The organism is Pedobacter suwonensis (genome assembly GCF_900111825.1).
Classification (GTDB): domain Bacteria; phylum Bacteroidota; class Bacteroidia; order Sphingobacteriales; family Sphingobacteriaceae; genus Pedobacter; species Pedobacter suwonensis.
In genome coordinates this window covers 238,220-264,377 of record NZ_FOJM01000005.1, presented here as the reverse complement: position 1 = coordinate 264,377, position 26,158 = coordinate 238,220, and the positions used below count along the sequence as shown (strand labels likewise).

28 protein-coding genes are annotated in these 26,158 nt (G+C 37.7%); 14 read left to right on the top strand and 14 right to left on the bottom strand.

Going from position 1 to position 26,158, the window contains the following annotated elements; genetic code table 11:
• Positions 1 to 196 precede the first annotated feature (196 nt).
• The 5 genes from BM107_RS08640 to BM107_RS08620 all read left to right on the top strand — a co-directional run bounded on the left by BM107_RS08640 (position 197) and on the right by BM107_RS08620 (position 3,420).
• Complete coding sequence (locus BM107_RS08640; protein WP_090982279.1) at positions 197 to 430, top strand: MoaD/ThiS family protein; 234 nt, start codon at positions 197 to 199, stop codon at positions 428 to 430.
• Between the two features lie 5 nt (positions 431 to 435).
• Positions 436 to 1,542 (top strand): ThiF family adenylyltransferase, encoded by a 1,107-nt coding sequence (locus tag BM107_RS08635; RefSeq protein ID WP_090982277.1) that lies wholly within the window; start codon positions 436 to 438, stop codon positions 1,540 to 1,542.
• Position 1,543: 1 nt separating this feature from the next.
• Positions 1,544 to 1,987: a molybdenum cofactor biosynthesis protein MoaE gene (locus BM107_RS08630; protein ID WP_090982275.1), complete on the top strand. Its 444-nt coding sequence runs from the start codon at positions 1,544 to 1,546 to the stop codon at positions 1,985 to 1,987.
• Position 1,988: 1 nt separating this feature from the next.
• A complete protein-coding gene (gene moaCB, locus BM107_RS08625; RefSeq protein ID WP_090982273.1) occupies positions 1,989 to 2,897 on the top strand; it encodes a bifunctional molybdenum cofactor biosynthesis protein MoaC/MoaB in 909 nt (302 codons plus the stop codon).
• A 163-nt stretch (positions 2,898 to 3,060) separates the two neighbouring features.
• The gene (locus BM107_RS08620) at positions 3,061 to 3,420 is read left to right on the top strand and encodes a hypothetical protein (RefSeq protein ID WP_139222284.1); all 360 of its coding nucleotides are present in this window, start codon (positions 3,061 to 3,063) and stop codon (positions 3,418 to 3,420) included.
• Position 3,421: 1 nt separating this feature from the next.
• Here BM107_RS08620 and BM107_RS08615 read toward each other — a convergent pair whose 3' ends face one another.
• The 8 genes from BM107_RS08615 to BM107_RS08580 form a co-directional block, all read right to left on the bottom strand.
• The gene (locus BM107_RS08615; RefSeq protein ID WP_134203879.1) at positions 3,422 to 4,003 is read right to left on the bottom strand and encodes a hypothetical protein; all 582 of its coding nucleotides are present in this window, start codon (positions 4,001 to 4,003) and stop codon (positions 3,422 to 3,424) included.
• Positions 4,004 to 4,337: 334 nt separating this feature from the next.
• Entirely contained in the window at positions 4,338 to 4,526 is a 189-nt protein-coding gene (locus BM107_RS08610) for a cold-shock protein (RefSeq protein WP_090982267.1), read from the bottom strand.
• Between the two features lie 158 nt (positions 4,527 to 4,684).
• Positions 4,685 to 4,960: a hypothetical protein gene (locus tag BM107_RS08605; protein WP_090982380.1), complete on the bottom strand. Its 276-nt coding sequence runs from the start codon at positions 4,958 to 4,960 to the stop codon at positions 4,685 to 4,687.
• A gap of 569 nt (positions 4,961 to 5,529) precedes the next feature.
• Positions 5,530 to 5,943, bottom strand: a complete 414-nt coding sequence (locus tag BM107_RS08600; protein WP_090982265.1) for a luciferase domain-containing protein — start codon at positions 5,941 to 5,943, stop codon at positions 5,530 to 5,532.
• The gene (locus tag BM107_RS08595; protein WP_090982264.1) at positions 5,943 to 6,851 is read right to left on the bottom strand and encodes a hypothetical protein; all 909 of its coding nucleotides are present in this window, start codon (positions 6,849 to 6,851) and stop codon (positions 5,943 to 5,945) included. The genes BM107_RS08600 and BM107_RS08595 overlap by 1 nt, the downstream gene beginning before the upstream one ends.
• 71 nt (positions 6,852 to 6,922) lie before the next feature.
• On the bottom strand, positions 6,923 to 7,813 hold the full coding sequence (locus tag BM107_RS08590; RefSeq protein WP_090982262.1) for an SMP-30/gluconolactonase/LRE family protein: 891 nt from the start codon (positions 7,811 to 7,813) through the stop codon (positions 6,923 to 6,925).
• A gap of 71 nt (positions 7,814 to 7,884) precedes the next feature.
• Entirely contained in the window at positions 7,885 to 9,645 is a 1,761-nt protein-coding gene (locus BM107_RS08585) for an ABC transporter ATP-binding protein (protein WP_090982260.1), read from the bottom strand.
• Positions 9,629 to 11,365, bottom strand: coding sequence for an ABC transporter ATP-binding protein (locus BM107_RS08580; protein WP_090982257.1), 1,737 nt, complete (start codon positions 11,363 to 11,365; stop codon positions 9,629 to 9,631). Before BM107_RS08580 ends, BM107_RS08585 begins: the two co-directional genes overlap by 17 nt.
• 200 nt (positions 11,366 to 11,565) lie before the next feature.
• Here BM107_RS08580 and BM107_RS08575 point away from each other — a divergent pair, with 200 nt between their 5' ends.
• On the top strand, positions 11,566 to 12,411 hold the full coding sequence (locus BM107_RS08575; protein WP_090982255.1) for a CvfB family protein: 846 nt from the start codon (positions 11,566 to 11,568) through the stop codon (positions 12,409 to 12,411).
• 80 nt (positions 12,412 to 12,491) lie between these two features.
• Here BM107_RS08575 and BM107_RS08570 read toward each other — a convergent pair whose 3' ends face one another.
• The 3 genes from BM107_RS08570 to BM107_RS08560 form a co-directional block, all read right to left on the bottom strand.
• Complete coding sequence (locus BM107_RS08570) at positions 12,492 to 13,166, bottom strand: MCP four helix bundle domain-containing protein (RefSeq protein WP_090982253.1); 675 nt, start codon at positions 13,164 to 13,166, stop codon at positions 12,492 to 12,494.
• A 73-nt stretch (positions 13,167 to 13,239) separates the two neighbouring features.
• Positions 13,240 to 14,673 (bottom strand): ATP-dependent DNA helicase, encoded by a 1,434-nt coding sequence (locus BM107_RS08565; protein ID WP_090982251.1) that lies wholly within the window; start codon positions 14,671 to 14,673, stop codon positions 13,240 to 13,242.
• A 251-nt stretch (positions 14,674 to 14,924) separates the two neighbouring features.
• Positions 14,925 to 16,064: a putative sensor domain DACNV-containing protein gene (locus BM107_RS08560; RefSeq protein WP_090982249.1), complete on the bottom strand. Its 1,140-nt coding sequence runs from the start codon at positions 16,062 to 16,064 to the stop codon at positions 14,925 to 14,927.
• Positions 16,065 to 16,544: 480 nt separating this feature from the next.
• Here BM107_RS08560 and BM107_RS08555 point away from each other — a divergent pair, with 480 nt between their 5' ends.
• The 5 genes from BM107_RS08555 (at position 16,545) to BM107_RS08535 (ending at position 20,542) form a co-directional block, all read left to right on the top strand.
• Positions 16,545 to 17,351, top strand: coding sequence for a DUF3822 family protein (locus tag BM107_RS08555; protein WP_090982247.1), 807 nt, complete (start codon positions 16,545 to 16,547; stop codon positions 17,349 to 17,351).
• A complete protein-coding gene (gene rsmD / locus BM107_RS08550) occupies positions 17,342 to 17,878 on the top strand; it encodes a 16S rRNA (guanine(966)-N(2))-methyltransferase RsmD (RefSeq protein ID WP_090982244.1) in 537 nt (178 codons plus the stop codon). Before BM107_RS08555 ends, rsmD begins: the two co-directional genes overlap by 10 nt.
• Positions 17,879 to 18,592: 714 nt before the next feature.
• Complete coding sequence (gene coaD, locus BM107_RS08545; RefSeq protein WP_090982243.1) at positions 18,593 to 19,054, top strand: pantetheine-phosphate adenylyltransferase; 462 nt, start codon at positions 18,593 to 18,595, stop codon at positions 19,052 to 19,054.
• 389 nt (positions 19,055 to 19,443) lie between these two features.
• Positions 19,444 to 19,947 carry an RNA polymerase sigma factor gene (locus BM107_RS08540; protein ID WP_090982242.1) on the top strand — a complete coding sequence of 168 codons (504 nt, stop codon included), beginning with the start codon at positions 19,444 to 19,446 and terminating at the stop codon, positions 19,945 to 19,947.
• Positions 19,937 to 20,542: a hypothetical protein gene (locus BM107_RS08535; protein ID WP_090982240.1), complete on the top strand. Its 606-nt coding sequence runs from the start codon at positions 19,937 to 19,939 to the stop codon at positions 20,540 to 20,542. The genes BM107_RS08540 and BM107_RS08535 overlap by 11 nt, the downstream gene beginning before the upstream one ends.
• Before the next feature lie 112 nt (positions 20,543 to 20,654).
• Here the strand turns inward: BM107_RS08535 and BM107_RS08530 are convergent, their stop codons facing one another.
• A complete protein-coding gene (locus BM107_RS08530) occupies positions 20,655 to 21,266 on the bottom strand; it encodes an NUDIX hydrolase (RefSeq protein WP_090982238.1) in 612 nt (203 codons plus the stop codon).
• Positions 21,267 to 21,703: 437 nt separating this feature from the next.
• Here BM107_RS08530 and BM107_RS08525 point away from each other — a divergent pair, with 437 nt between their 5' ends.
• Positions 21,704 to 22,579 carry a hypothetical protein gene (locus BM107_RS08525; RefSeq protein WP_090982235.1) on the top strand — a complete coding sequence of 292 codons (876 nt, stop codon included), beginning with the start codon at positions 21,704 to 21,706 and terminating at the stop codon, positions 22,577 to 22,579.
• Between the two features lie 78 nt (positions 22,580 to 22,657).
• Here BM107_RS08525 and BM107_RS08520 read toward each other — a convergent pair whose 3' ends face one another.
• Positions 22,658 to 23,701, bottom strand: coding sequence for an NAD(P)-dependent alcohol dehydrogenase (locus BM107_RS08520; protein WP_090982233.1), 1,044 nt, complete (start codon positions 23,699 to 23,701; stop codon positions 22,658 to 22,660).
• A 97-nt stretch (positions 23,702 to 23,798) separates the two neighbouring features.
• Positions 23,799 to 24,377 carry a GDP-mannose pyrophosphatase NudK gene (gene nudK, locus BM107_RS08515; protein WP_090982231.1) on the bottom strand — a complete coding sequence of 193 codons (579 nt, stop codon included), beginning with the start codon at positions 24,375 to 24,377 and terminating at the stop codon, positions 23,799 to 23,801.
• A 54-nt stretch (positions 24,378 to 24,431) separates the two neighbouring features.
• Between nudK and BM107_RS08510 the strand changes: the two genes are divergently transcribed.
• Positions 24,432 to 25,184: a DeoR/GlpR family DNA-binding transcription regulator gene (locus tag BM107_RS08510; RefSeq protein WP_090982377.1), complete on the top strand. Its 753-nt coding sequence runs from the start codon at positions 24,432 to 24,434 to the stop codon at positions 25,182 to 25,184.
• A 284-nt stretch (positions 25,185 to 25,468) separates the two neighbouring features.
• On the top strand, positions 25,469 to 26,134 hold the full coding sequence (pyrE, locus tag BM107_RS08505) for an orotate phosphoribosyltransferase (protein ID WP_090982229.1): 666 nt from the start codon (positions 25,469 to 25,471) through the stop codon (positions 26,132 to 26,134).
• Positions 26,135 to 26,158: the final 24 nt, after the last annotated feature.

Genomic DNA, 26,158 nt, shown 5'->3' with positions numbered 1-26,158 from the left:
TAATCAATGGGGCTTTATTATTATGTTTGATGCAGATGATACAAAATAATTAATTGCCGATCGAGAAGAGATTTATCAGTCCATTAACTTGCACCGCAGGCAATTTAAATACTTATAAATCCGTTATTTGCAAAGAATGACAATTTTCAACCTCTCATAGTACATAAAAGTAGCATCTTAAGAGTAAATTAGCAGCATGGAAATTGAAATCATCAGTTTTGGACAGATTACCGAATTCATCAATAATCAAAAAATTGAAGTAGATGGCATTACTGATACCGATGCTTTTAGCAAATACATCGAAAATCGGTTTCCGGCCTTGAAAAACTTAAAATACAAACTTGCCCTGAACAAAAACATTGTTCAACACAATACTGAAATTACAAACCAGGCTACAATAGCCATCATGCCACCTTTTTCTGGTGGTTAAACAATATGGGTGCAGCGCGATACAACAGACAGATTATCCTTAAAGGATTTGGGGAGGAAGCACAGCAAAAGCTTTTAAGAGCAAAAGTTCTCGTTATTGGCGCCGGTGGCCTGGGCTGCCCGGCATTGCAATACCTGGCTGCTGCCGGCATCGGCCATATCGGTATTATTGATGATGATGCCATTTCATTATCTAATTTACATCGGCAGATTCTTTTTACTACTGCCGATATCGGGAAGCTGAAGGTAGAGGTAGCAGCAAAGCGACTACAAGAAATGAATCCCCAGATCGGGATTATCCGTCACCCCATCCGCTTACAGAAAAATAATACCCTCGATATTTTATCCAGATATGATTACATATTGGATGGTACAGACAATTTTGAATCGAGATACCTGATTAGTGACGCCTGTGCCCTATTAAATAAACCGCTCATATTTGCAGCAGTATCAGGTTTCGAAGGCCAGTTGGCCATATTTAATGTTCCTGACCAGTTAACCCCCGGCACCAATTACCGTGATCTTTTTCCTGTTCCGCCAGGTAAAGATGAAGTGCCTAATTGTTCCGAAAATGGTATTATAGGTGTTTTACCAGGTATTTTAGGAACAATGGCTGCCGCAGAAACCATCAAACTAATCGCTAAAGTCGGATTACCTTTGACCAACAGAATATTAAATTATAATTTACTTACGCAAGAACAGTATACCATCAGCATTACTCATGGTAAGGGTTATGTCATCCCCAAAACTGTTGATGAATTTTTAAATATGGATTATCAGGATACGAGCGAAGGGCCGCAAGGCTATATAGAAATTGACGCCGCCGAACTGGTGAAACTTCAGCAATCGGAATCGACTATATTAATTGATGTTCGCGAAAGACATGAAGTACCGGTATTGGATAAACAAATCTTTACACAGGTACCAATGTCAGAATTTGGTGCCTTTATAGGCAAGGAATTTTATCAAAAAAATGTGGTGTTAATTTGCCAACATGGCGTTAGAAGCGTAGCTGCAGCAGAGGCCATGCAGGAAAAATATGGCGATAGCAAAAAGATTTATAGTTTAAAAGGTGGTATCATTAAATGGAGAGACCATTTTCTCAAATCTTAACATGAGCGAAAAAAAGATAAAAAACATATTTGTTAATGGCCCGATAGCACCCGCTTTTATAGCAGATAGCATTGCCAAACATAATAGTAAAACCGCTATTGGCGGACACAGTATTTTTATGGGCCAGGTGAGAAAAGACGAAATCGACGGCAAATTTGTTGCGGCGATAACATATACTGCATATGAGGAAGTGGCTCTTGAAAAAATGCATCAGATCAGGGAAGAAATTTTTGAAAAATATCCGCTTAGCTGCATGCATATTTACCATAGCTTAGGCACCGTTAAAGCAGGCGAAATCTGCCTTTTTGTTTTTGCCTCTTCAGTCCACCGCAAGCCCGCAATATTAGCTTGTAGTGACGTGGTAGATCGGTTAAAAGTAGAATTACCAATCTGGGGCAAAGAAATATTCGAAGACGAAACCCACCAGTGGAAAGAAAATATTTAACATGGTAAACATCACAAAAAAATCCAATACCTTAAGAATTGCCGTTGCAACTGCTACTGTGAAAGTATCGAAACAGGAAACCATTGATGCCGTTGAACAGCGCAAGATACCAAAAGGCGATGTATTTGAATTTGCCCGGGCAGCAGGTTTATTCGGCGTAAAAAAAACGAGTGATGTTATTCCGGATTGTCACCCGCTTCCGATTGAATATACAGCTATTAGTTATGAAATTGAAGGTTTATCCATCATTATTAATGTTGAAGTACACACCATTTACAAAACAGGTGTAGAAGTTGAGGCAATGCACGGCGCATCAGTTACCGCTTTAACGATATATGATATGTTAAAACCGATTGACAAAGGTGTTGAGATAGAAAATATCCGGTTACTAAAAAAAGCAGGTGGAAAATCAGAATTTAAAAATGCCAAATTCCCTGAAATCAAAGCTGCCGTTGTAGTCTGTTCTGATTCTATTTTTGAAAATAAGGCACAGGATACCGCAGGAAAAGCCATTATCTCGCGCTTGGAACAATGGGACATCCATACCGGGAAATATGAAATCGTTCCGGATGAAATCGATGTAATCGGAAATAAAGCAAGCGAATTAAGTGAAGTTGGCTATGACTTAATCATTTTTACAGGCGGAACAGGCCTTTCACCACGCGACGTAACTCCGGAGGCCATTGCACCACTAATCGACAGGAATATCGATGGGATTATGGAAACTGCCAGGCACTATGGTCAGGAGCGTATGCCCTATGCCATGCTTTCGCGTGGTGTAGCTGGTTTTATCGGAAAAACTTTGGTGCTTACTTTCCCAGGTTCTAAAAGCGGCGCTGAAGAAAGTATGGACGCACTCTTCCCACAGGTTTTGCATTTATTCAAGGTAATTAAAGGCGAGAAACATTGATATTAACCTGATGTCATTCTGAACGCAGTGAAGAATCTCTAATCTTCAAAACAATAGATATAATCAGATTAAAATTCGTAGTACCATGGTCAGGATCCTGGACCAATATCACTATTGACAATATTAAATTTAAACCGCAAGAATCTTTTTTGTGATCAAATTTATGTTCTATTTTTGCGCCATGTCGCCTAAATATAAGATTTTATACTTTTTCCAAAATTCTGATACCACTATCCTCGAAATTCAGCGTCTTGGCCTGCCTGAAAATGCAGATGCAGAGGCGACTTACCATTGGCTCTACTTTGATAAAATTACAGGATCACTAATTAAATTATGGTTTAGGTCAATGGATTCATCTACTGAAATTGAAGAACGCTATTTTGAACAGGGTTATCTTAAATTTAACAAAACAGAGGCCACTTATATCGAAAAGCATAATTCTTCGCAACAGAAACTCAATAATATGGGCAGTAGAGCTGTGGGAGAGGATATAAACGCTTTATTAGAGAATTACCTGAAATAAGTTAAGCCGTTTCAGGCAATTCTGCCGCTAAGCCAACTTTACTTAAAGGATAACGCGAAGCATGAAAATCATGAAGGGACTGATTGAAATCAACATACCATTCCTGTTTTTGCATACTTTCTAAAAGTTGTGTACAAGCGAGTATATCTGTGTCAGAATGGCGAAGTTTATCTGCAACAAAACTAACTACATCCCAAATACCATCAATCATTAAAAACCGAAAAACGGATAAGATTGCAGACCATTGTACTTTTTTAGTGTGCAGCAAAAAAAATCGCGATATCGGGCTGCACAATCGTTTAAATGCCATATAATCTTCTTCTGCACCTGTTAAGCTTAAAAGGCCTTCACTGTAAGGAAGATTTATAATTTCTGAAGCCATTTTATCAAGACCGTGGTTATAAATACTTCCTGCACAGATAGATGATATGGAGATCAATGCCAAATGGTCATAAATTCCGGGATGCATTTTAAGTTTGCCATTACGCACAAATACTAATCCACCCTTTTTGGCAACACCTGGCCGGTTGTTAATAGCCGATAAACTTAAAAGCTCAAATTCGTGAGCAAAATTAAGAGCCATAACAAATTGCGCGGCGGCCATAAAGCTGCCTCCATCAAGGGGTTTGCTGCAGTTAGCAGGTTCCTGAATTGAAAAAATAGAAAGTTGCAAAAATATTTAATTTGTTGGTTCTGGCCGAATTGCTCCGGCATTGGCAAAAATAAAAATCCCGATTAAAAAACGATAATCAGGATTGTGTATAAAAAACACCCGGATCAGTAATCCACTAGAAATGAGCAGGAAATTTTTTCATCTTTTTATTCAGACTACCGGTGATTAAATTTTCATTACGAAAAAAAATCGAGGCAAAAAAAAAGCAGGACTAAATCCTGCTCAAAATCTTTTGGGGGAAGAATTAAACAACTCTTACTTTCACTGCATTAAGGCCTTTTTTGCCTTCTTGAACATCATATTCAACTGTATCATTTTCTCTGATTTCATCAATCAGGCCTGATGCATGCACAAAAATCTCAGATCCGCCTTCTTCTTTGATAAAGCCAAAGCCTTTTTCTGAGTTAAAAAATTTTACTGTTCCGTTTTTCATTATACTGGATGTTTTAAATTAAAAATCAAAAATAGGATTAAAACCCAAAAACCAAAATTACTGGCAAATAAAATTACGTTTTATCTGTAAAAAGATTCAAAAAACTAAAATTATAACAAACATCTCAATATAAGTAAGACATCGACAATTGATCTTCCCTACCTAAGCGTCGAGTACCAGTTAATGGGATGCGACCTTAAGTTCATGCCATCACTTTCAATATGATATAAGATAATCGGCTTACTGAAATCCACAAAGCGTTCAACCTGTCTGGAAAGTTTACCCAGAAAATCCATGCTCGATATGCCTTCTTTTAAATGGACATAAATCACACTGCCAGTTTTAAACTCAAAGCGTTCTACCACTCCCGGCCACTCTGCTTTTATCCTGTTAAGAAAAGCCTTGATTTTGGTTTCTTCCTTTAGATTTTCCATAAGCTTATCAGGTTTTTTAATATATGCTAATTTAAAAAAATATTCCAAATTAGATTAATTGTAACAGTACCTATACAATCAATTAATTATTAAAATTTGCTGTAGCGACAAGAGTCCTATTCATGGAGAACACTTCTCCATAGTGTTATTGCTGCTTAGGAGAGAACATTATTGCTTAGCAAAAAAAACTACCTAACATACAATCGCAATAGCGCTTGGAATAACGACATTTTACATCCATTTCAGTACCACACTGGCGGGAATTCCAATACAATTACCTGCCCGACAAAGTGTCAACATCAATATGCCATTTAAGGTGAGAAATGGCTATATCCTTGGCATAAATTAATGATAACAGTATATATAAAATAAAATGCAGCAGTATAAGATCAGATTTTTCCAGGATCGGAGTAAATAAAAAAGCCCTTCAATCCTGAGAGGGCTTTTTCATAGTCGTCTATCCCTATAAGTAGGAATTTCAAAGCTAATTATTGTAATTTATATTTTTGGCGTCTGAATAAACTGAACAGAAAAAAAATGGCATTATATTTTGAGTTTATTAAAGGTAGCTAAACCCTGCTTCGATAAGCCTCATTCAATAAATACTTTGCGTTTATTAGATCTTTTTCAGTTAAAATATAAAAACTGATCCAGCCAGATTTTTTAAAAACATGATGCACTTCTGCCTTTCCTGAAGCGAGTAACTCTTGCTTAACCTGCCTGGTGAATAAAATATCCAGCAGCCCATTACTGTGTAAATGACCGATCTCTTTTTGTCCGTAATTAAACTGCATTCCTCCAAATTTATGCAAGCTCACGTTTGTTCCGTCCCAACTTAGTACCTCGTTTTCAATTTCGTCAAACCAGGCTAGTCTTTCGGGCGCAACCAGCAACATTGCAATTTTTAAACAGCTATCATAAATCAGTGCAAACAGTGGTATGCCTTTGAGGAAATTGAGCCGATAAACGATAAACCGGAACATTATTCTTCGCTAAGGTTTTTAATATGTTCCATTACCCTTAAATGTACATTTCTGGTAATGCTTTCGGCCCATAAATCGTAATACCAGGTTGGAAAAACGTGCAGTTTATACCAGCTATTTCCAATCAAAGTTGTGGTTCCATCACCATTATTATATAATAAAAACTGCCCGCGTTCAATATCAATATGCCCCATTATTTCAGGATCTTTAGGTTGGTTGACAATATCAAAAGTTAAATTTTTATTTTCTTCGTAGGTTACTATCTTTTCGTCGAAAGTATAGCCATTGCTAAAAATACATTTGCGGCCCGCACCATTTTTGTATCCGGAAACTGTTGTTTGCATAGGACTTGGCATCCCTACTTTAAAAAGCCAGTAGTTGTTTGGTTTATTGATTTTATTAAAAGCAACCACATGTTTCCAGATTTTTTCAGGGCTGGCCTTAATAATCACCTCATCAGAAACCATATTTTCATAACGATGATCTGATATCGAATCGACTACAAAAACGGCAAACAGCAATGAAACAAAGCTTATGTTTAATGTTTGTTTGTTCTTTTTAAACATAACCTTTCCAATAAAAGTACCCGTGGTAACAAAAGCAAAAATGAGCGGCGACACAATAAGCAGGCAGATGGTTCCTTCACCAAGAAAGAAAAAACTCAGTACAATAGCAAAAAAGCCGTTCAATATAGAATTCCAGATCAGCTTTTTACTGCTGAATTTCAAATCACGCCAATACCATGCGGCTAATATCCCCATCAATATCGGAAGGATAATGAATTCAGAAAAAACTAAAATACCCCCACTTTGAGGCTGGAGTACAAATCTGTTTATCCCGATAATGCTAATAATTAAAATATTGGGAACCAGAAAACCTAAAAATTCTTTATCTACAGATGCTTTCATTATTTAATATTTATAATACCAAACATAAAATAAAAATATTAAACTTTCAAAATTTACTGAAAATAAAAAAACTACTCAACCCCTCTTGTATTCATCGGGATGGTATAAAGCGATTTTGAAGCCGTGATGAAAAGTATATTTTTATTTTTCCCGCCAAAACAAATGTTACCGCACCACTCCTCAGGCACATCTATATGGGCGATTTTTTCGCCTGTAGGTTTGTAAATATTTACTCCCTTTCCTGTTACATAAATATTTCCTTTATTGTCCAAAGTCATCCCGTCAGAATGCTGGTTAAGAATGAGTTGTTTATCTGTTAATCTGGCATCGGCACCAATACGGTAACGGTATGTTTTATTTGCCTCCATATCGGCCACATATAAAAATTTACCATCAGGAGTACCTACAATTCCATTAGGTTTAATTACATCATCTGCAACTACAATTGCCTCTTTTTTTCCTTTGGGGATATAATAGACCTTTTGGCCTTTAATTTCGGGCGATTTCCGCGTCCAATAATCTCGCTGATAATAAGGATCGGTAAAATATATCCCACCTTTCTTATCCAGCCAGATATCATTCGGCCCATTTACTTTTTTACCTTCATACTCACTAAAGAGTACCTTTATGTTCTTGTTTTGATCAATAGACCAGATCTCGTTATTTTCGTCGGCACATACAATCAAGTTGCCCTTGTTATCAAAATAAGTACCGTTTGCCCTTCCTGATTTATCCATATACAGACTCAGCTTACCATGAATATCGTATTTCCAGATTTTGTCGTTCGGTTGGTCTGTAAAAAAAACGTTTCCCTGTTTATCAACCGATGCACCTTCTGTAAACTTAAACTGTGAAGAAATCAACTTTAAACTATCCTGAATAAATAGGTTTTGTTCAGTACTTTGTGCAAAGCAAGCCAAGCTTAGGGCCGAACAAGCCATAAAGAGAAAATATTTTTTCATTTGTGTTTTTTAATTGTGTGATCAGACCTCGCAGGTTTTTAAAACCTGCGAGGTCTGTTTCAGTAAATATATCAACTTACCCGCTTTCCTTTGAGTAACATATTTAATGCATCATCCAGCGTCCCGGCCTTTTGCACCTCACCTTCGTTTACAAAATAGATTTCATCGGCATTTTCAATGGTATTCAGGCGGTGTGCAATAATCACCAATGTAGTTTCTTTAGAAAGCTTATTTAAAATACTGCCCAAAAGTTGTTCGGTTATGGTATCAATGTTGGCTGTAGCTTCATCAAGAATCAACAATTCAGGATTTCTAAGCACCGCACGCATAAAAGCAATCAACTGTTTCTGCCCTAAACTGATACTGTCTGATCCTGAAGTAATCTGTGTACTCAATCCTTCATCAAATATGGCTAATAGCGCATTCAGATTTGCTTCTTCAATTATTTTTTGCAGTTCAGCATCTGTAACCGATTTATACTGACTGTTGCCATATAAAATATTCTCTTTCACCGTTCCGGTAAACAAAAATGGCTCCTGCAATATAAAACCTATTTTTTGTGTTCTTTCTGCTGCAGAAAACGACCTGATATCTTTACCATTTAACAAAACCGTTCCTTTGGTAGGATCGTATAAACGGGAAATGAGTGAAGCTGTTGTGGTTTTTCCGCCGCCGGTTGGCCCAATTAAGGCATAGGTTTTTCCTTTCTCAAACCTTAAATTGATATTATGCAAGATTTCTTTACTGTCATCATAAGAAAAGTGAACGTTCTTGAATTCTATCAATGCAGTTGAAGTAGCTGTCTCATTCAATGCCAGTTGTTTTAAATTGCTTTCCAAAGATAAAATCTGCGAAATTCTATCCCAGCTGGCCATCGCCACCTGAAAACTGGTCCAAAGCGCGGCCAATTGCCTTAACGGATTATAAAAATTGGTGGTATAAGAGATATAACTCACCAACAAACCTAAGGTAAAATGGCCCTTCGCAATCAAATGAATACCAAATAGCAAAGTAATTAATTGCGCAATGCTGGATAACAGACCGTAAACAGGCACAAAAGTATTGTTGGCTAAACCCGCACTGATAGCCGTTTTGTAATTCTTGGTATTGGCTTCGTTAAAACGTTTCCTAAAATAATCCCTGCGGTTAAAGGCAATAATAACTTTAAAATTGTTCAGACTTTCCTGTACCTCGGCACTCATTCCGCCAACGCTTTTTAAATTTTTAGCATTTTTGGCTTTTACCCAGGGCGATAAAGCCACCGTAAAAAGCACAATAACTACGGCTGGCGCAAGCGTAGCGGCACCCAATTCAACGTTAATGGAAAGGAGGAAAATGCCGGCGCCGATCATGGTAACGATACTGCCGATAAACTGCATTAAGGATTGTGAAAAAAACTGATTCAGTTTGTCAGTGTCGTTATTTACCCTCGAAATGAGGTCTCCAATCTTATTCTGGTTAAAAAAAGAAACCGGTAACTCCTGTAATTTATTAAAAATGGCATTTCTTAAGGTATATAACATTCGCTGCCCTACCCCGCCCATTAATCTTGTTTGCGTGTAACCCGTAACCATAGCAATCATATACATCACCAATAGTATCCCGCCAAAAATCAGCACACCATGAAATTGTTTGGTACGGATATAGGTATCGATGGTATGACCTACCAGTAACGGACCCAAAAGCAATAATCCTGAGTTCACCAAAATGGCGATCAGTGCCAGCCAAAGGTTTTTATGCTCGGTAGAAATGAGTTTTAGCAGGCTTTTCAGCGCTTTATATGTAGATTGCTTTTCCCGCCCGCTATTAAGCTCGTTAAGATTGTAGTTCATAATTACTGGTGCTCTGTTGTGAATTGTAAATCTGAACATATTCAGGACTGCTTTTTAACAACTCCTGATGGGTTCCTTCCGCAATAATTTCGCCTTGCATCAGCAAGATCACTTTATCATAATGTTCAACAGAAGCTATTTTTTGGGTAATGGAAATTAAAGTTAAACCCGGATAATTTTGCTGGATATTCTCCAGAATCTTTTTCTCTGTAGAGGTATCAACCCGGGCGGTGAAATCATCCAGTAACAGGATCTTCGGATTCACTGCTAAGGCCCTGGCCAGCATAATCCGTTGTTTTTGTCCGCCGGAAAGGCTATTTCCCCGCTCCGACACAATTGTGTTTAGCTGATCGGGCAAGGCATTTACAAAATCTTTCAATTCTGCAGTATCAATGGCTTTAGCCAGCGACTCGTCTGTAACCGTATCACTAAAGGCAATATTCTCCCTGATGCTCATATTAAACATAATGCTATCCTGAAATACAAAACCAACCTGTTTATGGAAATCTTCCTGTTTGTATTGTTGAATCTCCTGCCCATCGTATAATACAGATCCGGCATCAGCATCGATCAAACCTGTCAAAATATAAAGCAGTTGTGTTTTCCCAGCGGCTGTAGGACCAATTATAGCTGTTCTTGAGCCTGCCTGGGCAGTAAAAAAAATTGATTTCAAAACTGGTTTTTGGCCAAAGCTTAAGCTGATATTTTTCGCCTCCAAATCGCCTTTTAAAGAAGTGCTTAACGTTCCGGGATGGATAATTTCCGCAGCATTCAGCACATTTTCAATCCTCTGGTAAGATGCTGTAGCCTGTGCAATAACATTACTCATAAAACCGATTACCAAAATGGGAAATACGATGAGCGTAAGGTAGCTGTTAAAAGCAGCAAACTCCCCCAATGTCATCGAATCAGTAATGACGAAATGACCACCCAGTACCAAAATGCATAAACCAGATAAATTGGCTGTAAAAACAATAACCGGAATTAAAGCTGCAAACATCCGGAGGATGGATATACCCAAATCCCTCGCTTTTGCATTTGCATCCAAAAACTTGTTGTATTCCAGCATCTGCGAATTGATGATGCGAATTAAAGCTGAGCCCATAATGCTTTCGCTAATCACTTTATTGAGCCAATCGATTACTTCCCTGCTCTTTTTAAAAAGCACCTTAACTTTGCTCAACACATAGAAAAATGCCCCTCCAATAATTGGTACGATGGCAATTACACAGAGCGCCAGTTTCCAATTGATTGTAAGCAGTAGAATACTTGCCCCGACAATTAAAAAAATAGATGAACAAATGGAAACGATAGCCTGCGAAACAAACATTTTGATCGAATCGGCATCAGCTGTGAGGTTGGTCAGCAGTTTTGAGGGGTTAGCCTGAATAATGTAAGCATGGCTTTGCCGCGAAATCTGATCAGACAACTTTGTCCTCAAATCTCTGGCCACCCGTTCAGAAGCATAGGTTTGAACAATGCTCTGTAAATAAGTAAAAATAAAAACAAACGCTATGGCCAGCGAAAACTGAAGCAGAATGGATTGCAGGTTGAAAGTTTTATGGGTATAAGCATCAATACCATTGGCGATAATCTTCGGTAAAAGTAAGTTGATGCCGTTACTGAGCAACGCAAACAGGATCAGCATAAAAATTAAGCCCTTATAATTTCCAAGTAGACTGAAAATACCTGGTTTTTTGGCTTCTTTGGTTTTTCTCATATCAATGAAGATACCTTAATTTGTAGTTTCCAAATTTAGCCGAATTAATTGACATCGTTTGTAAGAAAGATATTAAAGAAGAAAGATATTTATAAACGAACAAACCAGGTTGTTTACTTATGATTTAAAACCCATTTACCACTAAACATTACTACCTTTGCAATAAAAGCCATTGGAGAAAATGGTTAAACCCAAAACAAATGATTGAAATAGGAAAATACAACGAGTTAAGGATTTTAAGTAAAACAGAAGCCGGATTAAACTTAACGGACGGTGATAAACTGGTCGTGCTCCCCTACCAATACGTTCCGAACGGAGTAGAAATTGGTGATAACATTAATGTTTTTGTATTTATACAAAAAGATGGCCGCTTAACTGCCACTACTCAGAAGGCCTATGCTGAAGTTGGCGATTTTGCCTTTTTAAAGGTAGTTTCTGATGGCGAGGACGGGGTTTTTATGGATCTTGGAATCGATAAAGACGTGTATGTACCTAAACGCGAACAAAAAAGGCCTATGCAAAAAGGCTACAAGTATGTGGTTTACCTTTATTTAGATGAAAATAACGATCGACTTTTGGCTTCATCTAAATTGTATGATTTTGTTGAAGAAGATGGTTTTGATTTTGAAGAAGGTGATGAAGTGAGTTTATTGATTACCGAAGAAACCGATCTTGGTTACAATGCCATCATCAACAATACCTACATTGGCTTACTTTACAATAATGAAGTTTTCGATAATATCCAACCGGGCGACATGCGTAAAGGCTGGATCAAGAAAATCCGCGTAGAAGGTAAAATTGATTTAACCTTGCAACCTAGCGGATACGGCCATATCCTTGATTCGAAAGAGATGATTCTGAAAGAACTTAAAAAAAGTGGCGGGGTGATTGAACTGGGCGATAAAAGCTCCCCTGAAGATATTTACCACCGTTTTCAGATCAGTAAAAGTGCATTCAAAAAAACGATTGGCTCCTTATACAAAGAACGTTTGATTCTGCTTTCCGACGACTCGATCAGATTGCTGTCAGACGAAGACGCTGAATAACCTTATTTTCTGCTGGTTGGTGCGACACGAACCAGCAGAGTTTTTTTATCGGTTGGTGTCACAACTACCGAAAGACGAATCTAATTCAGATTGAATTTATCGTTTGTAATCTTAACCATGTTCGAAGCCGAAACGATGTTGACAATCATAATTCCGATCACAATAGCCAAAATAACCTGCAATGTAGAGTAAACTTTCGTCCCTGAAACAAAAATCCTTGAACCTTTAATCAGTTCATTACCCACCTTAGACTGTATTTTAATCAGTGCTGATAGCTTAACCAACGTTTGATTCACTGCTTTTTTTCCTGTCGATTCGTAAATTGACCTTCCTTCTTCTGCACTGGCCATATTCAACATTTTGGCTTCTATACGCTGCTGAACAAGTAACGCCTTTTTGAACTCATTTAAATAGTTTTTTTCCTGTTTTACCAAAAAAGTAAGTTCGTATTTATTAATTACTGAATCAATTTTCCGGTTATGGTTATTCATATTTACAAGCATTGTTAAACCTTCGGCAGCATCGTTTCCAAGCAACAGTTCCTGCAGGATGGCATTTTTATAATATAGATTTTCAGCAATGAAATATAAGTCTGTAGCCGGAACAAGCCTGTCGTTATACATCGAAATGAAAGAGTCATTGATTTTTTCTACACTTTTATCTTCCAAAAAGCGGATCATCAAGGTGCAGCACATAATACAGAAAAGCAAAAAAGCAGTTTTTAGCTTATTTTTAAGGCTAAAGGCAAATTTCATAATATAATCGGTTAATATGTTACAGGTACAGGAAAGTAGATCCGTGCAATCCTTAAATCTGTGTAATCAGGTGTTAAAAATAATCCTCCTGTGCCGTTTTCGCGAAAAGCTGTGGCGCAAAATTGACTAAATATAACTCTTTTTTTGCCCGGGTTACAGCGGTATACAACCAACGTAAAAAATCAACATCGATCATTTCTTCTGTAAGGTAACCCTGATCGGCAAAAACAGCATCCCACTGGCCGCCCTGTGCCTTATGGCAGGTTACCGCATAAGCAAACTTGATCTGGAGTGCATTATAGAAGGGATCAGCTTTAATTGCCAACATTCTCTGCCGCTTATTGGCAATATGTTCGTAATCTTCATTGAGGCCACCAAAAAGCTTTTTATTCTTTTCGTAAGGCAGGTTTGCACTTTCTAAATTCAAAGTATCCAGCATCACCTTACAACTAATCTGACCCGCGGCCGGAAAATCCATAAACTCTAAAGTGGCATCAGCAAAACGGAAACCATAACGTTCTTCTTCTCCCCTTACACGAATCACTTTGGCCATGTCGCCATTGGCAATAAAGGCAGTATCTTCGTTTTCAGGCAGCCAGAAATAATTATTCCGCACCACCATAATCTGGTCACCGCCAGTTAATTCTTCTTCACGGTATAATAACCTTGCCCTGATCTGTTGGTTATACACATTGGCTGATTTATTGGAACGGCAAACCACCAGGGTATTTTCCATACCAAATTTCCGGTAAGCATACTCCAGGCCTTCAACCAATCGTGCACCAGCCATGTTGTAAATATCGGTGTAGTTTTTGGTCAGGAATTTAGGTAACGGATGTTCAGGGTTTTTGGCAATCTGGTTCCGCAGCATGGTGGCATTGGCCAGAATACCCGACTTCTTGCCCTGACGAACCACTTCCTTTAACTCCACCGATGAAACCGTTAAGGCGAATTTATCTTTTAAGTATTGTTCGTTTAGTGCCGGGCTGTCTAAACTTCCTACCGGAGGCAATTGAGCGGTATCACCCACAAAAAGCAGAAAACAGTTTTTGGTATTGTACACAAACTCCAGCAGATCACGTAATATCGAAGAGCCAGTCTCATTAAATTCATCAGCGATCATCGAAGCTTCATCGATAATAAACAGCGTATTTTCGGAGAGGTTCGGCGCCAGCTGAAACTGCATCTCCGGCGATGCTGCTGAGCGTTTTCTATAAATCCTTTTATGTATGGTTAAAGCTTTACGAAATGAATATTGACTCATTACTTTTGCCGCCCTTCCGGTTGGGGCAAGCAGTTCGCTTCGCAGGTTAAACTGCCTTAACACCTTTACCAAAGCTGCTACCGAGGTGGTTTTACCCGTACCGGCATAACCTTTCAGTACAAAACAGCGGTACTCATCGTCCTGTTGCAAAAATGCCGACATCCGTTGGCAAAACAGCATTTGCTCCTTGGTCGGCTGATGTTCGTATGCTGAAGCGATAAGCTGGCTTTTGTCGTAGATCATCTCTAATGGTTAATTGTTTAAACGGTTAATCGGTTAACTGCTTAGTGTACATGAAACAGTAATTGAGGTTTCCAGCACAGCCCTATTTAACTAAACCGTATTGAAGCGATATCTCCCGATCTCAATAGTCATTTGTTTTTTAGCAAAAGTGTGATCGGGAACTTAACGGAAAGACGGACTACAGCATCCGATTAGCAGTAAGCTACCTTTCCAAATAATTGCAATCGCGCTATGCCCTATGCTTTCTGCTATTACAAAAGTAGCGTTTCAATACGATGAGCCATTACCATGTTTTGTTTTTTGCTGTAGCTGAAAATGGTAAAATGACCATCCTGCGAGGCTACCAGACCAATAGACTGAGGCTGATCGTTTACAAACTGGGCAACAGAAAAATGGCGGGTGCCGCCAAGTTGCCCTGGATAAAGAATTGTATCTTCTCCACCAACAATCGGCTCCGAAAAAGCAATCTGTTCTACAGTAGGTTTTCCCTTTGCACGGCCTATTTTGGCCCCAAATGCAATCAGTTCGAATTCTTCATTGATAATCGTTGCGCCGTCAACCGCGGTTAAACCAGCTAAATGTTCCACCTCGCGGCGCACAGCCCCTTGCGAGAAAATCTCGCTTTGGTTACCATTTTGCTTCGCCAGGTTGGATAATCCACAGAATGGAGGTTCAACCAGATACTGGATAGGGTGGATAATGGATTCCTCCCATTTTACATCACCCTTAGGCACAATTAACAAGGCTCCGCCCCTGCCGTGCGCCCGCATAGAAACCGAAAACTGAATTAAAATATTGATCGGGTCGTTCCAGCTTGCCAATACAGTTAAATCCAGTAAGGCTTGCAAAATAGGCGGACAATCTCTATTGTTACAGCTTCTATCATCAACGATTCGGATCTGTTCGCCCTTTAACACAGCCACATTGGTAAATTTACCAATACCATAAATCCTGCGGTGCTTGATCACAATTAAGCCGGGTTCCGAAACATCTACTACAAAACAAAAGTTAGGAATATTAAGGGTTGTACCCCAGATATAAAGCTCACCGTCTTCCTCCCACACACCCAGATGTATTCCCGAACGCTCAATTCCAGGGGCTATTTTGGTTAAATTATTTGCATTTAAGGATAATTTTTTAGCAAAACGCAATGGTTTTGAGGTTTGCTCAGGAGGTAAAAAAGCAATCGAAATCCTGGGCGAATGCCCCTCCTCCTTACGTAAACTGCTCCAAAAAGCCACATCAATGATCGCTTCAATATTTTTTTGATCTGGTTGAGTAGCCAAATCTATTTCGCCTTGCGCAATTGCATTTTTATGCAGTTTGACAAAATGTTCTTCTATTGTTGCCGCAATGGTGTTTGCCGCTTTATAGGTAGGCTTATAACTCATGTTCCGAATTTAAGCCGAATTTTCCGATTTTTGAATAACCTAAAAGTTTGATTTTGGTAAAAAAACACAATCTCTTTACCACAGATTTTCACTGATAAACACAGATATTATTGATATACTTTTAATTGCAAATCAAAAAAGGGTTAAATACAAAGTTATTGTATATTCTTGCCTTTAAATTCATTTATTAGGCAAACTTAGGCTGTAGAACAAGTCTCATGAATTAATTTATCCCCTGTGCAAATAGTGATCAACGTGTTGAAGAATTATTTCTATGCCTTCTTTGTTTTCGTGGCTAATGAATATCAGTTTATTTATTAAGTTAGTTTACACAAGCAATCCGTGTTTATCCTTTTTATCTGTGGTAAAAAAACAAAGTAGCAAGCTACCTTGTAAACTATCAGCCAATAATTCTGTGGTAATATCAAAAATTTAACCTCATTTTACCTTTAATCCTCAAAAAAGTCTATTTTTGTTTCAATGCGTAACAATAGTCTCTTATTGGCTGACCCAAATTTCAAAGCTGACACATCTGTAAACTGCCATTTATTATTGAAAATAACAAATGATAGCTTTTCTTATGCCGTGGTTAACCAGGATACTAAAGAGATTCATCTCATTTTTGATAAACAGGGATGCAAAGATGTTGAAAAAGACCTTAAAAAGGCCTTTGAAACCGACCATTATCTTTCTTTAAATTATGGAGCCGTTAAGGCTGCTATCCATACATCAAACTTTATTTTTATCCCTGATGAATGGTTTGACAGAGAAAATCTGGCTGTTTATGCGCAATACCTGGGCTCTGACGCTAAAGTTTACACCAAACACAACGAAAAGCTGGGTTTTAATACTGTTTTTTGTTTAGATGAGGATTTAAAAGCAAATCTGCCAGAACAAACCGATCTTTATCCGCAATCTGAACCATTAATGGTTTTATTTGATCACCTTGCAAACGAATCTTTATTAGTCGATTTTACGGCAGTATCGTTTAATGTACTCTATTTAAAAGATAAGAAGGTCATTTTTCAAAACCACTACGAATCAGAAAATGCTGAAGAATTTAATTATTTTCTATTGCTGATGATTGAACAATTGGGTCTCAATGACACTATCCCTGTTTACTTACAAGGTATCATTAACGAAGATGATGAGCACTACACCTGTTTATTAAAATACTTTAACCAACTTTATTTCTTTCTTCCCGCTGGTAAACAAAATAGCGAGTTACTGGCAGACATGCCTAAACACTATTTCAGCGGCCTTCTTGCTTTAGATTTATGCGGATAATTGGTGGCAAATTAAAGGGAATCCGTTTGCAGCCCCCTGCAAATTTACCGGTACGCCCCACAACGGATATGGCCAAAGAAGCACTATTCAATATCCTAAACAATAAATACGATTTAGAAACCTGTGCTGTATTGGATTTATTTTGCGGCACCGGAAATTTAACTTTTGAGTTTGCTTCACGTGGAGCAGAAAGTATTTTAGCGGTTGATATGGATTACGGCTGTGTAAACTGGGTAAAAAATACAGCTAAACAATACCAGTTTGATCAGATTGATGTACGCAAGGGTGATGTTTTTAAATTATTGAAACAAATGACCGGCAGTTACGACCTGATCTTTGCCGACCCACCCTACAACATGACTAATATTCCGCAGATTCCGGTAATGGTTGAAGCCCAACAGTTGCTAAAGCCCAATGGTTTATTAATTGTAGAACACCAAAGTAATATGAAACTGAACAGCCAGCCGGGTTATACCGAAACGAGAAAATACGGAAATTCTTCCTTCAGCTTTTTTGAGTTTAGTTAGATTGGTCATTGGTTTGTTGGTCATTGGTTTATTGGTCATTAGTCAGTGGTTTATTGGTTATTGGTAATTGGTCATTGGTTTATTTGTTATTTGTTATTGGTTCGTTAGTCATTGGTACTTCGTCATTGGTTTATTTGTATTTGTTATTGGTTCAATTTGCTACCAACTACAAGTTGAATTTTATTGGTCATTGGTAATTGGTAATTGGTCATTAGTCAGTGGTTTATTGGTTCAATCTGCTGCCAACTAAAAGTTAAAGATTGGCTTGCTGATAATTGTTAATAGATTATTGATAATTGACTTATTCAATTAATCCGCGCTTCCCAGTGAGAATTACGGTTCTGGATGAAGGCCCCCACAGGGACTCACCTTTGTTTATAAACCCGATCGTCAGCGGTACGAAGGCTTTTTCAGCCGAGTTTAGCAGAGAGCGGGACTGAAACACCCCAATTATCTTCCCCCCTTTCATTTCCAAACCCCTTTTATATACTCAACCTTCTTTCTTCAATTTCCCTTATTCTCCCATAGTTCTTTCTGCCATATCCATACCTATGGCCTTGCCCTTTTTTTTCTCGCACCATATTAGAGAATGTATTTATTACTGCATCACCTGTTTCCATAATGTGTTTCACTCCTGTTATATACACCACGCTAACCACTAAACCCTCAGCGCTAAACTATTCCGCTTTTAACTATTATACCTATATTTGAATCATGAAGATAGCGCTATTTCCAGGCTCATTTGATCCGATCACGATTGCCCACGTCAATATTTTACAACGGGCCACCCCACTTTTTGATAAAATTATAGTAGGCATTGGACTTAACAGTTCTAAACAGAATTTTTTAAGTGCTGAACAGCGTCTTCAGATTTTACAGACTGTTTTTAGCGGTTATCAGAACATCGAAATCCAAACTTATGAAGGTTTAACTGTAGATTTCTGCCGGAAAATAAATGCCACCCATATGGTGCGCGGAATCCGCTCAGCTGCTGATTTCGAATATGAACGGGCTATTGCGCAGATCAATCAAACCATGATGCCTGAAGTAGAAACCATCTTACTGTTAAGTAAACCGGAATACTCTGCCATCAGTTCGACAATTGTCCGCGATATTTTAAGAAATCATGGCGATGTTAGTCCATTTGTACCCAAAGAAGCATTGGCATTTTTATAGTTTTTGTTAACCACAGATGTACACGGATAAACACAGATTTAAATCCAGGTTCATCAAAGTTACACGGTTCTCCTTTTCCAGAGGGAATAACTAACCGCGCACAACAGGGTTTTGTATCAGTATGCGTAAAATATTAGTGACTGACCAGCTATATCTTAAGCCATACCTACCTCAACGGATCTTTACGAGCGGAATGCAGCGCAGTTAAACTCTATATACTGCGCTCTGCAGCGAGAACTGAGGACTTCGCTTCAAACGAGCGCTACGTGATCAAGAAGGATATTTCATTATAAAATCTTATCTGCCTTCTCTTTATCTGTGGTTAAAAATTATTTTTAAATAAACCTGTAACGTTTCTAAAAACCTGTTACCAATTGGGTATATATTAAATGAAAGAAACAGAAAACATATTTCTTACCCTGATCAATCAGCACGCAGCGATTATACATAAGATTTCTAAAATGTATATGAACGACGCCGAAGAACAGCGTGACCTGTTTCAGGAAATGGTATTACAATTATTGAAAGCTTATCCTTCTTTTAAAGGGAATAGCAAATTTACCACCTGGATGTACCGCGTTTGCGTCAATACAGCATTAATCTATTTAAAAAAAGATAGAAGAAAAGTAGATAAAACCCCATTTGATATACATACTGATGTAATAGATGTTAACGAAAATGAAGGGAAAGAAGAAAAACTAACTTATTTGTACGCTGCCGTTCAAGAATTAAATGAAATTGAAAAAGCATTGATCTTCCTTTTTCTCGAAAATCAATCACATCGCGAAATTGCCGAAAATCTGGGAATAAGCGAGGGTAATGCGCGTGTAAAACTTAACAGGACAAAAGAAAAATTACAATTCATCATAAAGAAAAATGGTTATGAATTTTGACGATTTAAAAAAAGAATGGAATGCTGAAACTACGGAAGGAAGCAACATTTCTTCGGATATGCTTAAGATAAAACAGTCGCACACTCCTATTGATAAAATCAGGGCGAAGATGAAACATGAATTTTTTTATCAACTTGCCTTTTTAGTATTTATGGTATTTATCCCATTTATAGCTGAGTTTTCAGTTGCGCTAAATCAGTTATATTTTATGACATACGCCATCATTTGTGGTTTTACAGCCTATTACTTTTTAAAATTCTATAGGTTTTATAAAAATTCGTATGATATGAGCATGGATACCCGCAAAAATATCCTTTGGTTTTATTATGAAATGAAATTGAATATTGAGCTATATAAAGCCTTAACCTATATTATAGTTTTCATAATAGTAGGATTTATGTCAGCTTACTTCTTGATCGAAAAAGCAACCGTTTTCGCAAAGATTTTAACCAGGCTATCGATTGTATATATTTTATTGAACTGTTTTATTACGGTCTTAATTATTGGACTGATAACAGAACTATGGGCTTGGTATTGTTATGGAAAATACCTTAAACAGGTTAAAAAAGTAGTTGATGAATTAGATTACGAGTAAACCGGTATTTCCCGATATCAGAAGTTGCCAGCTGCAATTGCAATATGGATTTTTATTTTAATCACGATTGTGATGTCGGCTATTTCTAACTGACACCACAATTAATAAAAATTTATAATATTTTACCTGCCCTCAACACATCCATAATAGACGGAAAAGTATTTTGAACAACAGGTGAAATCTGTTTTTTATTTAACCAGACAGCCTCATCGATGCCTTCTTCTTTTTGGGGAACCAATTTAGGTTCGCCTTTAACCTTCATTTTGTACCAGTTGGTTTTCTTGATTACCATTTTATTGCCCATCGGATAAACGTGGTAAGTTTTACAAAGCTTTTCTTCCCGTTTAAAAACCCTGATTCCACACTCCTCTTCTACCTCGCGCACAGCAGCTTCCTTCATTTTTTCACCGTCTTCCAGCTTTCCTTTTGGCAGATCCCATTTTTTGTTCCTGAAAATAAAAAGATAATTGCCATTTGCACTTTCTACCAAACCGCCGGCAGCTTTTATAACGGCGCAATCTTTCTTTAATTTTTTAAAAGTTTCCTGAGGATTTTTTGTCAAGAATATATAGCTCTTTTTAGATCCGTTTTTTAATTTTTTATAGAATGTTTCAAGATTGAAATCCTGAAATTCCAGCTGTTGAATTTTTTCCTTCTGCTCAGGCAAAAAGTCCGAGATAAACAAAGTATTATCGTTGATGTAAATTCTATAGTTTCTTGGCATGTAGTTTAAAGCATATTAAAATGGAGGCGTAAATGGCCCCTATGGCAAAATCGGTATTTCTTCTTTAACCCATCAAAGGATTTTTTAATACAGCAATATATTTGCTTGCCCTAAAGTAAAAAAATTGCTGAGTTATTTATAGGATATAAAAAAAGGTTACAACAATTAATGTTGTAACCTTATCTAAATTAACGCTCTCAATCAAAGATTGATGCAAGGCTCTCACCCCTTGCTTGCTACAAATATATAACAATTTGTTAAAGTGCAGAAAAAAAAACAGCGATTAATTAAAAATAATCTTAAACGCTTATTTACCAGATATGTTATTTGTAAAAACTAATGATAATTGTCATCAGGAAGAACATTCAGGTAGGAACAACGGTTAATAATTTCCCAGCGATAACGTTTTTTTTATAATTTTAACTTTTTAATCTGCCATGTCCATACCTTTATTATCAGAAACAGATCTGGAAATATACCGAAATGATCTTTCTAATCCGGAAAAATCAACTGACGAACTCTTTAACAGATTAAATGGGTTGTACCAGCGTTTTGCGACCAATGAACAGTTGCTTACAGATTTTGAATATATTTCGGCGCTTAACAGCCTCGAAAGTAGTTACACCTCGAAAAAAGAGCATTTCAACAAAGAAATCGCTGAACTGAAAAAACAATTTAAACAACTCGATAACCGGATTGTTGCGGCCGAACAAAAACTCAGACATGGCATTCCGGAAGATCTTCTGGTAATGGACAAAATTATTGCCGAACAGGAATCTATTATAGCAGACCAGGAAAAGCTGAATAATGCTGAAACCTATATTGTGGAGGAAGTGAGGAAAATCGATATTGAGCATGGTAAGGCGCTTCAAAAACTAGAAGAACAAGAGAGAAACAGGGAAACCCCGCTCAAAGGCAAGTTTTCCGCCTTTAAAGAACAAATTGAGATTGCTGAAAAAGGAATTACTTTAAAAGTAAGGTCACTTTCACTCCTTGCTGTTATCGGTATTCCGCTAATTATAGATTTATTTTTCGGTTTGGCTGGTTCTCCTACTTTCTCGAAGAGTTCCAATAATATTATTTTCAATCACTATATTTTTATAATCAGCCTGATATTGATTGAACTGTTTCTTGCCGATAAAATCAGGAACAGGATTTCATATGTTTTATCGATAACCTATCTTAAAGATTCGCTGAAAACATTAGATAACCTATTAATTGAAAACAAAAGAAAGCTAGCTGAAATAGAATCAGCACATCATATCTCGCTAGCCGAATTTGTAAAGAAAAACGGTGATGTTTTAAATTATTAGCTAATATTAAAAAGAGAGGGATTCAGAAATATCGCTATCGCTGAACCCCAATCATCAATTTGATCCGATTGGTTCAGCCTATAGTGTAGCCATATCAATCACGAAACGATAGCGTACATCACCTTTTTCCATACGCTCGTAAGCATGGTGAATATCTTTCATATCGATGATTTCAATCTCCGATACGATATTATGCTCTGCACAGAAATCTAACATTTCCTGAGTTTCGGCAATACCGCCAATACCAGATCCAGCCAGGCTTTTTCTACCTCCGATTAAGCTGAAAGCTGCAATTTCTGCCGGTTTAGGTGGAACACCCACACAAATATGTACGCCATTTGTGCTTAACAACGAAAGGTACATGTTGAAATCATGTTCTGCTGAAACCGTATCCAATATAAAGTCGAAAGTACCTCTTGCTGCATTTACCTGTTCAGCATCAGTGGTTACAACGAAGTGATGGGCGCCAAGTTTTTTGGCATCCTCTTCTTTTTTGGGTGAAGTACTTAATACGGTAACCTCAGCTCCAAAAGCTACGCCAAATTTCACCGCCATATGGCCCAAACCACCTAAACCTAATACAGCCAGTTTATGCCCCTTACCTACTTTCCAGTGCTTTAGCGGAGAATAAGTGGTAATACCTGCACATAACAAAGGTGCTACAGCGGCCAGATTTAATTTATCAGACACATGAAGTACAAATTCTTCTCTCACTACAATCGTATCCGAATATCCACCATAAGTTGGTGTTTTACCGTCTCTCGCTAAATTATTATAAGTTTGCGTATTGCCCTCCAAACAATATTGTTCCAAATCCTGCTTACAGTTTTCGCAAACCTGACATGAATCGACCATACAGCCTGTTCCGGCCAGATCTCCTACTTTAAATTTCTTCACGTGATCTCCAACCTTCACTACGCGACCTACTATCTCGTGACCAGGAACCATAGGAAATATTCCCTCAAACCAGTCATTTCTGATCTGGTGCAGATCTGAATGGCAAACCCCGCAGAAAAGTATTTCGAACTGAACATCATGGGGTCCTACGTCCCGACGTTCAAAATTCCAGGGTGCAAGATCCGTTTCGGCATTTTGTGCCGCATATCCTTTTGTTGCTATCATAAAAATTTAAATTAATTAGAGGTAACAAATGTAAACAGCTATTTGTTATAGATAATTACGCAAATCAAATTAATCATTACAAAATTCAAACAATCAGCTACAACATCAATCCCTTTAACTGTGCATACTGCAGCAGCATAATTGTTTTTCCATCCCTTATCTCACCAGATTTCATCATGTTAAGTGCCTTTTCGAAAGGCCATTCCAGCACTTCTATATCCTCATTTTCTTCCTGCAATCCCCCTCCATCGTGCAATTTCATATCACTTGCGTAAGCCGCAACAAAAAAATACAATAGTTCTGTAACTGAGCCGGGAGACATATAAGCCTCGAAAACTTTTTCTACTTGATCAATCCTGAAACCGGTTTCTTCTTCCGTTTCCCTTCTGATACAATTTTCCGCATTATCCTGATCTAATAATCCGGCGCAGCACTCAATCAGATAACCGGTATCATTACCATTAATAAAAGTCGGTAACCTGAACTGACGCGTGAGTACAACCGTTTGATTTTCTTTATTATATAATAAAATGGTTGCACCGTTTCCCCGATCATAAGCTTCGCGTTCCAAAATAGATATGGTACCGTCACTATCTATCTTTTCGAAACTGACTTTTTTGAGGGTATACCAGTTATCAGATAGAATTTGAGTATCCAGAATATTAATATTTTTCATTATGATCACTTTTGATTAATTATGATTAAATTTGACCGAATTAAATCATTATATATGACATTTCAAAAAAGGGCACATAAAATTCTGGAACTTTTAGAAACATATGGCGAAGTTGATATCCGCCAGTTAGCTAATTATATTGGTGTTTCTGAAGTAACGGTAAGGCGTGACCTGAACAGCATGGCTGCGAAGGGACTGCTCTACCGTACACATGGAGGGGCCATGAAAATAAGTGATGTGATAAAACCGGTTTCATTTGCCACTAAAGCCGAGGTTAATCTCAAGCCAAAAGATGCAATCTGCAAAAGGGCGGCAGCAGATATTATTGATGGAGATGTTATATTTATTGATTGTGGCAGTACAGCCTTTAGATTATGCCAGTTTATTAAAAACAAAAACATTAAGGTAATTACCAATTCGCTACCGGTCGTAAATGAATTGCAGCACAGTGCAGTAACTATAAACCTGATTGGAGGTGAAGTTGACGTAACCAGACAAGCTGTTCATGGCACTATGGCACTCGAACATATTTCCAGATACCATGCTTCTAAAGCCTTTTTAGGTGTAGATGGCATTACCGCCGAAGGATTGTATGCCGGTAGTGAGCACGAAGCTAATAATACTTTGGCAATGGCAGCACAAACCAGTTGCACATATATGCTCTGTGATGCCAGTAAAATAGGAAAAACTTCGTATTTGAAATTTAATGATCTATCAATTGTAGATATTATAGTCACCAATTATAACGGCCCTGAGGTAAACAAATTCGAATCAAACGGGATATCCGTATACTCGGTAACCGTTTAATAAATCAATATGAAGATGGCCGAACGATCAATTGTCAACCTTTCCACCGCCTTCAGCAGATCGTTAGTTATTTATCATCCTTTTTTCAAACAAACTATTCTTTATCCAACTGATTTACAGCAAGTGACAATAAAGCGCTTTTAGCATCCATCAAAATTTCCAATATTTGTATTGTTGAAATGTCTGAATCAAATCCGGATTTTGACATTTTCTTATCCCAAACGCAAAATAATGGGGTTTAATAAACGTTATGACAAACACAAATAAATCTGTAATTTTGAGCCATGTATAATAAAAGTGATATTGAATTAAAAGTAGCGGAATTTTTATTACAGATAAAGGCAATCAAATTGCAGCCAAATAACCCTTTCACATGGGCATCTGGTTGGAAATCGCCAATTTATTGCGACAACAGAATTACCCTTTCCCATCCTCAGGTTAGAACTTACATCAGGCAAAAACTTGCGCAAGCCATACAAGAAGAATTTGGCTCAGTAGATGTTATTGCAGGTGTTGCAACTGCCGGAATCCCTCAAGGCGTTTTAGTTGCTCAGGAACTGGGTTTACCATTTATCTATGTGAGAGCGAAAGCCAAAGAACATGGTACAGGAAGTTTAATCGAAGGTGAAGTGGTTGAAGGTCAACGTGTGGTGGTTATCGAAGATTTAATTTCAACCGGAAAAAGCAGTTTACAGGCTGTTGAAGCGCTTAGAGCAGCCGGATTATCAGTAGCTGGCTTAGCGGCAATTTTCACCTATGGTTTCGAAAAAGCCGACGAAAATTTTGCGGCTGCGAAATGCCGTTACTTAACTTTATCAAACTATGGCGCATTGATCGATTATGCTGCCGAACACAGTATCATTGCCAAAAGCGACATGGAGTTATTGGGGAAATGGCGCTTGAATCCTTCAGAATGGGGAAAAGGACAGGCTCTAAGTTCAGGCTCTTAATTCGGAATAAAAACAATTTTATAC

Bases quoted from the DNA above. Each gene is read 5' to 3' on its own strand.
- BM107_RS08595 (WP_090982264.1), bottom strand. From the start codon at position 6,851: ATGAAAGCATCTGTAGATAAAGAATTTTTAGGTTTTCTGGTTCCCAAT.
- BM107_RS08530 (WP_090982238.1), bottom strand. From the start codon at position 21,266: ATGCCAAGAAACTATAGAATTTACATCAACGATAATACTTTGTTTATC.
- BM107_RS08570 (WP_090982253.1), bottom strand. From the start codon at position 13,166: ATGAAATTTGCCTTTAGCCTTAAAAATAAGCTAAAAACTGCTTTTTTG.
- BM107_RS08565 (WP_090982251.1), bottom strand. From the start codon at position 14,673: ATGATCTACGACAAAAGCCAGCTTATCGCTTCAGCATACGAACATCAG.
- pyrE (WP_090982229.1), top strand. From the start codon at position 25,469: ATGTATAATAAAAGTGATATTGAATTAAAAGTAGCGGAATTTTTATTA.
- BM107_RS08620 (WP_139222284.1), top strand. From the start codon at position 3,061: ATGTTCTATTTTTGCGCCATGTCGCCTAAATATAAGATTTTATACTTT.
- rsmD (WP_090982244.1), top strand. From the start codon at position 17,342: ATGCGGATAATTGGTGGCAAATTAAAGGGAATCCGTTTGCAGCCCCCT.
- BM107_RS08590 (WP_090982262.1), bottom strand. From the start codon at position 7,813: ATGAAAAAATATTTTCTCTTTATGGCTTGTTCGGCCCTAAGCTTGGCT.
- BM107_RS08615 (WP_134203879.1), bottom strand. From the start codon at position 4,003: ATGGCTCTTAATTTTGCTCACGAATTTGAGCTTTTAAGTTTATCGGCT.
- BM107_RS08585 (WP_090982260.1), bottom strand. From the start codon at position 9,645: ATGAACTACAATCTTAACGAGCTTAATAGCGGGCGGGAAAAGCAATCT.
- BM107_RS08575 (WP_090982255.1), top strand. From the start codon at position 11,566: ATGATTGAAATAGGAAAATACAACGAGTTAAGGATTTTAAGTAAAACA.
- BM107_RS08555 (WP_090982247.1), top strand. From the start codon at position 16,545: ATGCGTAACAATAGTCTCTTATTGGCTGACCCAAATTTCAAAGCTGAC.
- BM107_RS08600 (WP_090982265.1), bottom strand. From the start codon at position 5,943: ATGTTCCGGTTTATCGTTTATCGGCTCAATTTCCTCAAAGGCATACCA.
- moaCB (WP_090982273.1), top strand. From the start codon at position 1,989: ATGGTAAACATCACAAAAAAATCCAATACCTTAAGAATTGCCGTTGCA.
- BM107_RS08630 (WP_090982275.1), top strand. From the start codon at position 1,544: ATGAGCGAAAAAAAGATAAAAAACATATTTGTTAATGGCCCGATAGCA.
- BM107_RS08610 (WP_090982267.1), bottom strand. From the start codon at position 4,526: ATGAAAAACGGAACAGTAAAATTTTTTAACTCAGAAAAAGGCTTTGGC.
- BM107_RS08535 (WP_090982240.1), top strand. From the start codon at position 19,937: ATGAATTTTGACGATTTAAAAAAAGAATGGAATGCTGAAACTACGGAA.
- BM107_RS08560 (WP_090982249.1), bottom strand. From the start codon at position 16,064: ATGAGTTATAAGCCTACCTATAAAGCGGCAAACACCATTGCGGCAACA.
- BM107_RS08640 (WP_090982279.1), top strand. From the start codon at position 197: ATGGAAATTGAAATCATCAGTTTTGGACAGATTACCGAATTCATCAAT.
- BM107_RS08580 (WP_090982257.1), bottom strand. From the start codon at position 11,365: ATGAGAAAAACCAAAGAAGCCAAAAAACCAGGTATTTTCAGTCTACTT.
- BM107_RS08540 (WP_090982242.1), top strand. From the start codon at position 19,444: ATGAAAGAAACAGAAAACATATTTCTTACCCTGATCAATCAGCACGCA.
- nudK (WP_090982231.1), bottom strand. From the start codon at position 24,377: ATGAAAAATATTAATATTCTGGATACTCAAATTCTATCTGATAACTGG.
- coaD (WP_090982243.1), top strand. From the start codon at position 18,593: ATGAAGATAGCGCTATTTCCAGGCTCATTTGATCCGATCACGATTGCC.
- BM107_RS08635 (WP_090982277.1), top strand. From the start codon at position 436: ATGGGTGCAGCGCGATACAACAGACAGATTATCCTTAAAGGATTTGGG.
- BM107_RS08520 (WP_090982233.1), bottom strand. From the start codon at position 23,701: ATGATAGCAACAAAAGGATATGCGGCACAAAATGCCGAAACGGATCTT.
- BM107_RS08605 (WP_090982380.1), bottom strand. From the start codon at position 4,960: ATGGAAAATCTAAAGGAAGAAACCAAAATCAAGGCTTTTCTTAACAGG.
- BM107_RS08525 (WP_090982235.1), top strand. From the start codon at position 21,704: ATGTCCATACCTTTATTATCAGAAACAGATCTGGAAATATACCGAAAT.
- BM107_RS08510 (WP_090982377.1), top strand. From the start codon at position 24,432: ATGACATTTCAAAAAAGGGCACATAAAATTCTGGAACTTTTAGAAACA.